This window comes from Thermosipho affectus (assembly GCF_001990485.1).
GTDB classification, from domain to species: domain Bacteria; phylum Thermotogota; class Thermotogae; order Thermotogales; family Fervidobacteriaceae; genus Thermosipho; species Thermosipho affectus.
In genome coordinates this window covers 1-11,124 of sequence record NZ_LBFC01000018.1, presented here as the reverse complement: position 1 = coordinate 11,124, position 11,124 = coordinate 1, and the positions used below count along the sequence as shown (strand labels likewise).

General features: G+C 32.7%; 13 protein-coding genes. 10 read left to right on the top strand and 3 right to left on the bottom strand.

The window, feature by feature from the left end; all coding sequences use genetic code 11:
- Positions 1-48: 48 nt before the first annotated feature.
- The 8 genes from XJ44_RS04365 to XJ44_RS09200 all read left to right on the top strand — a co-directional run bounded on the left by XJ44_RS04365 (position 49) and on the right by XJ44_RS09200 (position 8,065).
- Positions 49-309, top strand: coding sequence for an ArsR/SmtB family transcription factor (locus tag XJ44_RS04365; RefSeq protein ID WP_075665794.1), 261 nt, complete (start codon positions 49-51; stop codon positions 307-309).
- A 42-nt stretch (positions 310-351) separates the two neighbouring features.
- Positions 352-1,461, top strand: coding sequence for a permease (locus XJ44_RS04360; RefSeq protein ID WP_077198194.1), 1,110 nt, complete (start codon positions 352-354; stop codon positions 1,459-1,461).
- Between the two features lie 12 nt (positions 1,462-1,473).
- Positions 1,474-1,710 carry a thioredoxin family protein gene (locus XJ44_RS04355; protein WP_077198193.1) on the top strand — a complete coding sequence of 79 codons (237 nt, stop codon included), beginning with the start codon at positions 1,474-1,476 and terminating at the stop codon, positions 1,708-1,710.
- Positions 1,711-2,373 (top strand): DNA/RNA nuclease SfsA, encoded by a 663-nt coding sequence (sfsA, locus tag XJ44_RS04350; protein ID WP_077198192.1) that lies wholly within the window; start codon positions 1,711-1,713, stop codon positions 2,371-2,373. It begins immediately after the preceding gene.
- A gap of 56 nt (positions 2,374-2,429) precedes the next feature.
- Positions 2,430-3,773, top strand: a complete 1,344-nt coding sequence (lpdA, locus tag XJ44_RS04345) for a dihydrolipoyl dehydrogenase (protein ID WP_077198191.1) — start codon at positions 2,430-2,432, stop codon at positions 3,771-3,773.
- A gap of 63 nt (positions 3,774-3,836) precedes the next feature.
- Positions 3,837-5,711 (top strand): tRNA uridine-5-carboxymethylaminomethyl(34) synthesis enzyme MnmG, encoded by a 1,875-nt coding sequence (gene mnmG, locus XJ44_RS04340; protein WP_077198190.1) that lies wholly within the window; start codon positions 3,837-3,839, stop codon positions 5,709-5,711.
- A 4-nt stretch (positions 5,712-5,715) separates the two neighbouring features.
- Positions 5,716-6,579: a transporter substrate-binding domain-containing protein gene (locus XJ44_RS04335; protein ID WP_077198189.1), complete on the top strand. Its 864-nt coding sequence runs from the start codon at positions 5,716-5,718 to the stop codon at positions 6,577-6,579.
- Between the two features lie 103 nt (positions 6,580-6,682).
- Positions 6,683-8,065 (top strand): GGDEF domain-containing protein, encoded by a 1,383-nt coding sequence (locus XJ44_RS09200; RefSeq protein WP_143608992.1) that lies wholly within the window; start codon positions 6,683-6,685, stop codon positions 8,063-8,065.
- 10 nt (positions 8,066-8,075) lie between these two features.
- Here XJ44_RS09200 and XJ44_RS04325 read toward each other — a convergent pair whose 3' ends face one another.
- The 3 genes from XJ44_RS04325 to XJ44_RS04315 all read right to left on the bottom strand — a co-directional run bounded on the left by XJ44_RS04325 (position 8,076) and on the right by XJ44_RS04315 (position 8,977).
- Positions 8,076-8,441, bottom strand: a complete 366-nt coding sequence (locus XJ44_RS04325) for a NifB/NifX family molybdenum-iron cluster-binding protein (protein WP_075665786.1) — start codon at positions 8,439-8,441, stop codon at positions 8,076-8,078.
- A 67-nt stretch (positions 8,442-8,508) separates the two neighbouring features.
- Entirely contained in the window at positions 8,509-8,739 is a 231-nt protein-coding gene (locus XJ44_RS04320) for a DUF5320 family protein (RefSeq protein WP_075665785.1), read from the bottom strand.
- A 4-nt stretch (positions 8,740-8,743) separates the two neighbouring features.
- Positions 8,744-8,977: a DUF5320 domain-containing protein gene (locus XJ44_RS04315; protein WP_077198187.1), complete on the bottom strand. Its 234-nt coding sequence runs from the start codon at positions 8,975-8,977 to the stop codon at positions 8,744-8,746.
- Between the two features lie 104 nt (positions 8,978-9,081).
- Here XJ44_RS04315 and XJ44_RS04310 point away from each other — a divergent pair, with 104 nt between their 5' ends.
- Both XJ44_RS04310 and XJ44_RS04305 read left to right on the top strand, forming a co-directional pair.
- Positions 9,082-10,275: a M48 family metallopeptidase gene (locus tag XJ44_RS04310; protein WP_077198186.1), complete on the top strand. Its 1,194-nt coding sequence runs from the start codon at positions 9,082-9,084 to the stop codon at positions 10,273-10,275.
- Between the two features lie 29 nt (positions 10,276-10,304).
- Positions 10,305-10,961 carry an AAA family ATPase gene (locus XJ44_RS04305; RefSeq protein WP_077198185.1) on the top strand — a complete coding sequence of 219 codons (657 nt, stop codon included), beginning with the start codon at positions 10,305-10,307 and terminating at the stop codon, positions 10,959-10,961.
- The last annotated feature ends 163 nt before the right edge of the window (positions 10,962-11,124 follow it).

The following is an 11,124-nucleotide window of genomic DNA, read 5'->3' as shown; positions in this document are numbered from 1 at the left end:
ATTGACAAAAATAATAAGAGTTGGTTATAATAGACAAGAGGTGAAAAAATGGAAGAGTTGGTTAAAAAGGCAAATATCCTAAAGGCAATGGGACATCCCACAAGGTTGAAAATATTATATTTACTCAGCAAAAAAGAAATGTGTGTATGTGAGCTGCTTCCAAAACTTGGAGTTAATCAACCCAACCTTTCACAACACTTAGCACTCCTTAGAAATTTAGGGATTGTAAAGGACGAAAGAAAAGGAAATACAGTTTATTATTCCCTTAAAGATGAGTTTGTAAAAAAAGTTATACAGCTTGTAGATTAATTTTTTTGTTGACTATATTAGAATTTTCTTATATACTAATTTATGAAATTATCATCAAAGGAGGTGGGTTTTGTGAAAGAATTTTTGGTGATATTGGGAATATTTTTAATTTTCTATTTTGTACCTTTTAATTTGGATGTAGTGAAAGATAGTTTGTTGAATGGTTTTTTTATGCTCCATGAATATGCAAGGGAGCATGTACTTTTATGTCTTGTTCCTGCGTTTTTTATTGCAGGTGCAATTTCTGTTATGCTTAACAAAGGTGCAATATTAAAACTTTTAGGACCAAAGGCAAAAAAGATAGTTTCATATCCTGTTGCGGCTATATCTGGAGGTATTTTAGCCGTGTGCTCTTGTACCATACTTCCACTTTTTGGTGGTATTTACAAGAAAGGAGCGGGAATAGGTCCTGCTACAACGTTTTTATTTAGCGGACCTGCGATAAATATTGCGGCTATATTTTTAACTGCAAAGGTTTTAGGTTGGGATTTGGGATTTGCAAGGCTTGTTTCTACTATCACCGCGGCAATTTTCATAGGACTTATTATGGAATTTATTTATCAAGAAAAGGGAGAAGGAGGTTTGGTAGTTGATGAAGGGAAAAATTTTGGGGGAAAGCAACTAGCTTTTTTTCTACTTTTACTTTCTTTTCTAATTGTTAGTGGTTTGAAGATAAGATTTAAGTATTATGTATTATTTGGAATTTTCCTTTCCATAACTTTTATGGTACTCTTTTTGTTTGAGAGAGAAGAAATAAAAGCTTGGTTACTGGAAACATGGGATTTTGCAAAGAAAATTTTACCTTATTTATTTTTTGGTGTCTTTCTTGCGGGGATATTGACAAAACTTCTTCCACAAGAGGTAGTTACAAAACTTCTTGGAAGTAACGGCATTTTTTCAAACCTTTTGGCATCGGTTATAGGTATGTTTATGTACTTTGCAACACTTACCGAAGTACCTATTGTGCAGGCTTTATTAAAACTAGGTATGGCAAAAGGTCCAACACTTGCATTGCTAATGGCGGGCAATTCCTTGAGTTTACCCAGTATGATAGTTATTACAAAGCTATTTGGAAGGAAAAAGGCATTTACGTATTTTATGCTTGTTATTGTTTTTTCAACTATGTTTGGGATGATTTACGGACATATTTAAAGGAGGGATAATATGAAAATAGAAATTTTTGGAAGTGGATGTCCAAAATGTAAACAAACGGAGAAGGTTGTAAAAATGGTTGTTAATGAAAAAGGGCTTGACGCAGTTGTTGAAAAGGTGCAAGATATAAATGAAATTGTATCAAGAGGAATTTTTGCAACGCCTGCTGTTGCAGTAGATGGAAAGATTGTTGTTTCTGGAAAAGTGCCCACAGTAGATGAGGTAAGAAAATTTTTAAAGGGGGATTAAGTGAGAATTTATAAAATTAATGGAACAGAACCTGCGATTTTTTTGAAAAGGGTAAATAAATTTGTAGGTGTGGTGCACTTACAGAAAGAAGAATATGTACATATCCATGATCCAGGTAGATTGAAAGAATTATTATACGAAAAAAATAAAGTGTTAATTAAGAGGGAAGATAAAAAGGGGAGGAAAACAAAGTACGATTTAATTGCTGCGTGGAGCGGGAAGGAATTTGTACTTTTAAACTCCAAGTATCATCGATATATAGCAGAGAAGATTTTAAGAAAAAAGTATAAAATAGTAAAGCCAGAGGTAAAAGTGGGTAATAGCAGAATAGATTTTTTTGTTGATGGTAATAAATTTATAGAGGTAAAAGGTTGTACGCTGTCAAAAGATGGCGTGGCAATGTTTCCAGATGCCCCTACTAAAAGGGGTATTCGTCATATAGAAGAATTAATTATGTTAAAGAAAATGGGATATTGTGCGGAAATATACTTTTTAGTTTTTTCAGATGCAAAATATTTTTCACCAAACTACAAAGTTGATCCTGTATTTTCAAAGAGGTTAAAAGAGGCTCATAGAGCAGGTGTTGAAATAGTTCCGTTATTGTTTTCCTTTAAGGATGGATGGGTGATATTTAAAAAAGAAATTCCTTTAAAGTTTGATTGACTCTTTTTTTTAAAAATATATAATTTAGTTGAAGACCTTTTAAGGGAGGGGAGAGTATGTATGATGTGGTAATTTTAGGAGGGGGACCAGGGGGATATGTAGCGGCAATCAGGCTTTCACAGCTTGGAAAGAAAGTAGCGGTTGTAGAAAAGGAAGAATTGGGAGGTACTTGTACAAACAAAGGATGTATTCCCACAAAGGCCATGCTTACAAGTGCGCATTTGTATAGAGACATAAGGGAAAAAGCCAAAAAGTTTGGTATAAAGGTGGAAGGTGTAAGTTTTGAACTTTCTTCTATAATGAAACATATGCAAAAGTCTGTAACTATGTCAAGGAAAGGTATAGAGTTTTTGATGAAAAAGAATAAAATAGATGTATTTAAAGATGAAGGTGTGTTAAAAGATAATGAGACGGTGCTTTTAAAAAAGAGTGGGGAGGAAATTAAGGGAAGACATTTAATCCTTGCTCAAGGTTCTGTTCCTGTGATCTTTCCACCATTTGATGGTGTACCTGGAATTTGGACTAGTGATGATGTATTTAAAATGGATAAACTTCCAGAGAGTATATTGATAATAGGTGGAGGAGTTATTGGAATTGAATTTGCAACGTTTTTTTCCACATTTGATGTAGATGTGACAATTGTAGAACTTGCAGAGCATATTTTACCATTTGAAGATATTGATGTAGCAGAGGAGATAAAGAAGGAGTTGAAAAAGAAAAAAGTTAAGGTGATAGAAGGAGAAAAAGTTGAAGAGGTAATAAAGGGAGAAAAGGGCTATGTGGTGAAGTTGAAAGATAAAGAATTTGAAGTGGAAAAGGTATTACTTGCAGTTGGTAGAAGACCAAATATTACAGAAGATGTGATCAATTTAGGAATAAATGTAGATAAAGGAATAGTTACAGATAACCATATGAAAACTAATATTGAAAATATTTATGCAATTGGAGATATAAGGGGGCAGATAATGCTTGCTCACGTTGCCATGTACGAAGGAATAGTTGCGGCACACAATATTGCGGGAGAGAAAAAGGAAATGGATTACTCTGCAGTACCCTCTATTATCTTTTCAAATCCTGAGATTGCGTCAGTTGGTATAAAGGAAGGGGATGTGAATAAGGAAAGTATAAATGTTTGGAAATTTCCCGTTTCTGCAAATGGAAGGGCAAGAACTATGGAAGAAAAAGTGGGATTTGCAAAGGTTATCGAAGATAAAAAGACGGGAAAGGTATTGGGAGTAACAATTGTTTCACCTAGTGCAACGGATATGATAATGGAAGGAGTTTTAGCGGTAAGATACAAAATGACCGCACATCAAGTGGCAGAGGCCATACATCCCCATCCCACGTTGACAGAAACACTACTAGGTGCATTTGAAGGAAAATGGTCGATTCACATATAATTCTGGGGAATATCCCCAGAATTTTTTTGTGGTATAATTTATTAAAAATTAAGGAGGCTTGATATGTTTTTTGAAAGGCCAAAAGATGATAGGGAATTTGAGGTTATAGTGGTTGGTGCAGGACACGCAGGTATTGAGGCAGCGCTTGCACCTGCAAGACTTGGTCTTAGAACGCTTATTTTAACAACTAATCTTGATAGTGTGGGATGGGCTCCTTGTAATCCCGCAATTGGTGGGCCTGCTAAGGGAATTGTGGTAAGGGAAATAGATGTTTTGGGTGGAGAAATGGCAAAGACCACAGATGAGACCATGATAAATGTAAGGATGCTAAATACGGGAAAAGGCCCCGCGGTAAGGGCATTGCGAGCCCAAATAGATAAATATTCCTACTCTCAAACTATGAAAAATAAGTTGCAAACTCAAGAAAATTTGGTTTTAAGATTTGGAGTTGTAGAAGAAATATTGGTGGAAAATGGGAAGGTAAAAGGTGTTGTAGATTCATTTGGAATAGATTATTATGCAAAGGCTGTGATTATTACCACAGGTACTTTCCTCCGTGGAAAGATATTTATAGGAAGAGACACTATGGAAGCTGGTAGAATGGGAGATTTACCCGCAAAGGGTCTTAGTAAAAGTTTAAAATCTTTGGGGTTTAACCTTTCAAGATTTAAAACGGGTACCCCTGCGAGAGTCTTAAAAAGTAGTATAGATTTTTCAAAGATGGTAAGACAAGATACAGACGATGAGCCGCGCGCTTTTTCGTACTTTAGTGAGCCCAAAATACTTTCCAAAACACATCCTTGCTGGTTAACACATACAAACGAGAAAACGCATAAGATAATAAGGGATTATCTTGTGTACTCTCCATTGTATGGGGATGTAAAACTTATACAAAGTGTGGGGCCAAGGTATTGTCCTTCTATCGAGGATAAAGTAGTAAAGTTTAACAGAGATTCACATCAGGTGTTTGTCGAACCAGAGGGAAAAGATGCCCAAGAGTATTATTTAAACGGTTTATCTACAAGCTTGCCGTATGCTGCACAGATAAAAATGCTAAGGACAATACCTGGTCTTGAAAATGTGGTGATAGTAAGACCTGCGTATGCAATAGAATATGACTATATTGATCCATTGCAGTTGTATCAAACACTTGAGTCAAAATTGGTTGAAGGATTGTACTTTGCAGGGCAGATAAACGGTACAAGTGGATACGAAGAGGCAGCTGGTCAAGGATTAATTGCAGGAATAAATGCCGCAATGAAGATTTTAGGTGAAAGACCACTTATTTTAAAACGCTTTGAAAGTTATATAGGGATTTTAATAGATGATTTAACTACCAAAGGGGTAGATGAACCGTATAGACTTCTTACTTCACGAGCAGAGTATAGGCTTCTTTTAAGACATGATAATGCGCATTTAAGACTTGCAAAGTATGGGTATAGGGTGGGACTTATACCAAAATGGTTTTACGAAAAAGTTTTGAGTCTGGAAAAAAGTTTAAATGCACAAATTGAAAGGTTGAGAAATGTAAAAGTACCAAAATCAGATAGGGTGAACGATCTTTTGAAAAATTTGGGTACAACACCACTTAAAGAGGGGACAAAGCTTTATAATCTATTAAAAAGACCAGAAATTAGATACGTAGATATAAAGGAATTAGACGATGAAAAAATAGAAAACAAAGAACTTTTGGAGCAGATAGAAATTTATATAAAGTATGAAGGATACATAGAAAAGATGTTGGAAGAGGTAAAGGTTTTTGAAGAATATGAATCCTTTGATATATCAAATATAAATTTTGATAAGGTTCCAAATCTTTCCACAGAGGCACGTGAGAAGTTGAAAAAAGTTTTGCCACGTTCAATAGGTCAGGCAATGAGAATTCCCGGTGTTACACCTGCAGATATAGCAAATATAATAAGCTATATTGAGAGGTGAAAAAATGAAGAGGATTATCTTTGTTTTTTTGTTATTCTCCGTTATGTTATTTTCAAGAACTTTTATGGAAATTTTAGATTCAAGGGAAATTTTAATTGCAACGAGGAATATTCCAAGTGAAACTATATATTTTCCGGGAAATGAAAAGTATCCTGGATTTTGCTATGAACTTGCAAGTGGGTTTGCAAAATATCTGGGGATTTCTCCAAAAATTTATGTTGTGGAAAAATTTAGTGAATATTTTTCTCCAGATTTTTTTGAAAAAGTGGATATGATAGCAGATATATTAACTGTGACTCCTGAAAGAAAAAAGCTAATGATTATGATCCCTTTCGTTAAAAATAACGAAATATTTATCTCAAGAGAGGATATAAAAGCAACTTCTTTAAAGGATTTTAAAGGAAAAAGGGTAATAACATATGAGGATTTTGCATATTACAAGACTCTTTTGAATTTGCTTGAAGAAAATAATATAGATTACGTTATCAATAAGGTAATATATGAAAATAATAAACTTAAATTTATTACGCACAATCCCGTGGATAAAGATAAAGTTGAAATATTGCTTGTTCCAAAGGGATATAGATATTCTCCGTATTTTGTAATTATTCAACTTTTAGAGAATAACGCGGATATATCCATTTTTGACTCTTTATCTTTTGTTCAAAAGTATTTTAAGGCACAGTTTCTGAGAAATGAAGTAAAGCCACTTTTTTCAGCGTCTAGAGGTTTTCTTGCTTTTGGTTTTAAGGATAAACTTTTAGCAAGGGAATTTAAAAAATACCTTGAAAGTACAGACTTTAACGCGTTGTTTTTTAAGTATTTTGGAATCCACTATGAAGATTATCTAGAGATGATAGGTGATTAAATTGAAGTTAAAGACAAAGTTTTTTAGAACTTTTTTAATTTTTAACATTTTACTTTTATTTTCTTTATTTACTTTCTTTTTTATTACTTTTTTTCTGAGGGGATTGTCCGTTGAAAAGGAAAATTTAGATCTTTTTGCAAGAAGATTTGCAAATTGTGGGTTTATGGGGGCAATTAAAAATTATCAAACTGTAATTTCCCCTATTTTAGATGGAAATGATGTGCATCTTATTTTTGTAAAAAATAGGTTGCTCCAAGGTTTTGTTTACGCAAAATTGGGAGAGTACATTGATAGTGTATTGGTAAAGTTTCCCTTTGTAAAAGCACTAGCTATTGAGAAAGAAGGAGAAATTGTTTATTTTAAAGGGCATTTTAATATTAACGAAAGGATTTCTATAAATGATGGAAGGTTATATTTAGTCTATAAAAGTTCAAGTGTGGGTGTAAATCTTTATTCACTTTTGGATTTTACGGGTATTTTTTCAAGCTTTGTAAAAAAAGAAAGATATGAAGGACAAAGTTTTGCCATTTTTTACAATGGAACATATTATTTGTATAGCAATGGTAATATTAAAAAGGTAAAAGATTTGAAAGACTTTGCAAAATCCAGTGAAGAAAAAGTATTCGATTTTGTCTTTTACGTTGTAAAACCAAAATCAAAATTGTATGAACCATTACGGAAAACTATAGTTTTGATGTTTGGATTTTTACTTATCTTTATTTTGATTTCCTCTTTTGTTTCTAGGTATTTGGCAGATAAAATAACGTATTCTATTAGAAAAGTGAGTGAAAATCTAGAGAATTTTAGAAGAAAAGAATTTAAAAAGATAGACATTAATGATGATTTTGAAGATGAGATAAAGGTGTTTATAAAAAAATACAACCAGATTACAGAAGATTTGGAAAGATATGTAGAAAACACTGAAAGGATAATAGAAGAAAAAACAAAGGAAATAAAGAAAAAGAATAGTAAACTCAGAGAACTCTCCATAAGAGATGAACTTACAGGATTGTACAATAGAAGGTTTTTTAATGAAGTTTTTCCAGAAGATTATAATTTTGCACTAAGGGAAAATATGTATTTAAATTTTGCCATAATGGATTTGGATGATTTTAAGAAGATAAACGATACATATGGTCATCAGGCGGGTGATGAATGTTTAAGAGTGTTTTCAAGTGTATTAAGAAAACATTTTCATCGTAAGTCTGATAAACTTTTTAGATATGGTGGAGAGGAATTTGTAGTTTACTACATTTCAAAAGAAAAAACAGACTTTTTGAGTTTGCTTGAAAAATTTAGGATGGATTTAGAAAATACGCATATATTATATGAGGAAAATACGCTGTTAATTACAGTAAGTATTGGAGCGGTTTCAGAATTACCAAAAAATACAAAGTATCAGAATATAATATCAGAGGCAGATGAAAATCTTTACATGGCAAAGAGACTGGGAAAAAATAGAGTGTATTTTAAAAAGTGCACCTAAATAAGGTGCACTAGTGCTCGTGGAATTTTTCTTTTACCTTATATTCCATATCTTTAATATGACCTGATATGAATGAAGTGACAATTTCTTTGATGCTACCAGATGCACCTCTAATAACCTTGATACCGTATTGCTCAAAAAAACTAATAGCACGTGCTCCTATACCGCGAACTATTAAAACTTTTGCACCGTTTTTGTGAATGTATTCAGGGATCATGCCTGGACCATGTTCTTCATATGGATTTTTCTCGATCTTTATTTCTTCTATCTTGTTTTCATTTACTTTGATAAAGGCAAAATAAGGTGCATGCCCAAAGTGTTCTGAAATTATGGAGTCTTCTCCTTTATTTTCAATTACTGGTATGGCAATTAGCATACTTTTCCTCCTTTAATGTTTTTTCTCAGTTTTATTATAACATATCCCCACACTTAAGTGTGGGGATTTACCAAATTCTGTTAAAACCTCTTCTATATCCGAAATTATTTTTCCATCCAAAGCTTCTTCTGCTAAAACCATACCCTCTTCCTCGTCCAAAGCCATATCCTCTTCCATATCCAAAACCTCTTCCATAACCATACATATATCCATTCGCTGTAGCTCTTAAGGTGCAATTTCCCCTTCTCCAACCAATTGGTCCTGTTCCAAATGGGCCCGTTCCATCAAAACCAGGCATGCTTTCACCTCCCTGAATCTAGTTCTTGCAATCTTTTTTCAACGTATTCTAATTCACTTTTTAAATAGTCTCTGTAATCTAAAAGCATTTCTCTTTCATCACGTATGTACATTTCTTCATCTTCCCAGCCTCTTCCAAAACCATACCCTCTGCCGTATCCAAAACCTCTACCATACCCTCTTCCATATCCAAATCCTCTACCATAGCCTCTTCCAAACCCTCTGCCAAACCCTCTCATACTTTCACCTCCAAATGTTGTTCTTCTTTCATTATTGATTATATATCATTAGTATAAATTTGTCAATAATTTGTGTGATATAATTTGTACGGAGGTGGTATTGAATGAAATTTATTTTGCTTGTTGTAATTTTACAAGTGTTGTGGGAGATAATACTTGAAATTTCCAATGTTTTGTATTCCAAAAAACACACAGATATACCAGATGTTTTAAAGGATAAAATTTCCCAGGAGCATATAAGGCAATCTTTGAGTTATTTAGTGGATAAGGCAAAGGTGAAGATTGCTTCAGATATTGTTAATTTGTTTGTTTTGTTGGTATTTATTTTATATGGTTTTCCATATTTAGAAAAATTAGTTTCTAGTGTGTCTAATTTTCTTATATTACAAGGGATGTTGTTTTTTGGAATATATTGGCTAATAACCTTAATTGTGGGTATACCCATTAATTTTTATTTGAATTTTGTTGTAGAGAAAAAATACGGATTTAATACCATGACCTATAGAACATTTTTTTTGGATGTGCTAAAAAACGCATTGATAAGTGTTATCTTTTTTGTTCCTCTTATATCTTTAATTATTTACGTAATAAGTGTAGATAACAATTGGTGGTGGAAAGTTTCTTTGATTTTTATTGCATTTCAATCCTTTGTTTTGTTTTTATACCCTCTTGTAATTATTCCCCTTTTTAACAAGTTAACTCCTTTAGAAGATAAAGAATTGAAAGATAAGATTAGAAAACTTTCAACTAAGATAAAAGATGTATATGTAATGGATGCATCAAAAAGAACAAAAAAGCAAAATGCATTTTTAACGGGTATTGGAAAATCGAAAAGATTAGTACTTTTCGATACACTTCTCGAATATCCAAAAGAGGAAATTCTTGCGATAGTTGCACATGAACTTGGACATTACGAAAAAAGACACATTCCAAAACTTCTGGTCATTTCTTCTGTATTTTACACTTTTATTTTTTATATAACAAATGTAGTTTATACTTATGTGCTAAATTACGTTGATAAACCGTATACAGCTTTTATCTATGCTTTTATATTTGTTTCTCATTTAATGTTTTTTGTAATGCCATTTATAAATAAAATACAAAGAAAATTCGAATTTGAGGCAGATGAGTATTCCGTTGAAAAGTTAAAAACATCAAAATATTTAACATCTGCGTTAAAAAGACTTATGAAGGAAAATTTGATAAATTTAAATCCTTGGCCTTTGTACAAAGTTTGGTATTATAACCACCCTTCTGTTGAGGAAAGGATAAAGTATTGTACAAAAATATATTTATAAAGGTTAATTCCTCATAGGTGGTGGAAGATATGAAGAGATTACCGATAGGGATACAAAGTTTTGCAAAACTGAGAGAGGATAAAGGTTTTTATTATGTAGATAAGACGAGATTTATAAAGATGTTAAGTGAAGAGACATCGGGATATTTTTTTCTCTCACGGCCAAGAAGGTTTGGAAAGAGCTTATTTTTAGACACATTAAGGCAAGCATTTTTGGGAAAAAAGGAACTATTTAAAGGGTTATACCTTGAGAAGAATTGGGATTGGAGTAAAAAATATCCTGTTATCTATATATCCTTTGGAGCAGGGGTACATAAAACAGAGGAAGAACTAAGAGAAACACAGGATATGATATTAAGGAAACACGCAGAAGGATACGATATAAAACTAGAGGAGAAAAGTATAAAGAATAGATTTATAGAATTAATAGAAAAGGTATACAAAAAAGAGAAAGAAAAAGTAGTGATATTAGTAGATGAATATGACAAGCCGATATTAGACAACATAGAAGAGAAAGAGATAGCAAAAGAGATGAGAGAAAGCCTTAAGAACTTTTATTCAGTGATAAAAGATGCAGATGAATATATAAAATTTGTATTTATAACAGGGGTAACCAAATTTTCGAAAGCATCGATATTTTCTGGGTTGAACAATTTAAACGATATAACACTTGATCCAACGATATAACACTTGATCCAAGGTATGCGAGCATATGTGGTATAACGCAAAAAGAATTAGAAGAAGGATTTAAAGAGTTATTAGAAGGGGTAGACAAAGAAGAGATGAAAAAGTGGTACAATGGGTACAATTTTCTAGGGGAAAAGGTATACAATCCATTTGATGTATTGTT

Coding starts and splice junctions, on each gene's coding strand:
- XJ44_RS04365 (WP_075665794.1), top strand. CDS start 49: ATGGAAGAGTTGGTTAAAAAGGCAAATATCCTAAAGGCAATGGGACAT.
- XJ44_RS04360 (WP_077198194.1), top strand. CDS start 352: ATGAAATTATCATCAAAGGAGGTGGGTTTTGTGAAAGAATTTTTGGTG.
- XJ44_RS04355 (WP_077198193.1), top strand. CDS start 1,474: ATGAAAATAGAAATTTTTGGAAGTGGATGTCCAAAATGTAAACAAACG.
- lpdA (WP_077198191.1), top strand. CDS start 2,430: ATGTATGATGTGGTAATTTTAGGAGGGGGACCAGGGGGATATGTAGCG.
- mnmG (WP_077198190.1), top strand. CDS start 3,837: ATGTTTTTTGAAAGGCCAAAAGATGATAGGGAATTTGAGGTTATAGTG.
- XJ44_RS04335 (WP_077198189.1), top strand. CDS start 5,716: ATGAAGAGGATTATCTTTGTTTTTTTGTTATTCTCCGTTATGTTATTT.
- XJ44_RS04325 (WP_075665786.1), bottom strand. CDS start 8,441: ATGCTAATTGCCATACCAGTAATTGAAAATAAAGGAGAAGACTCCATA.
- XJ44_RS04320 (WP_075665785.1), bottom strand. CDS start 8,739: ATGCCTGGTTTTGATGGAACGGGCCCATTTGGAACAGGACCAATTGGT.
- XJ44_RS04315 (WP_077198187.1), bottom strand. CDS start 8,977: ATGAGAGGGTTTGGCAGAGGGTTTGGAAGAGGCTATGGTAGAGGATTT.
- XJ44_RS04310 (WP_077198186.1), top strand. CDS start 9,082: ATGAAATTTATTTTGCTTGTTGTAATTTTACAAGTGTTGTGGGAGATA.
- XJ44_RS04305 (WP_077198185.1), top strand. CDS start 10,305: ATGAAGAGATTACCGATAGGGATACAAAGTTTTGCAAAACTGAGAGAG.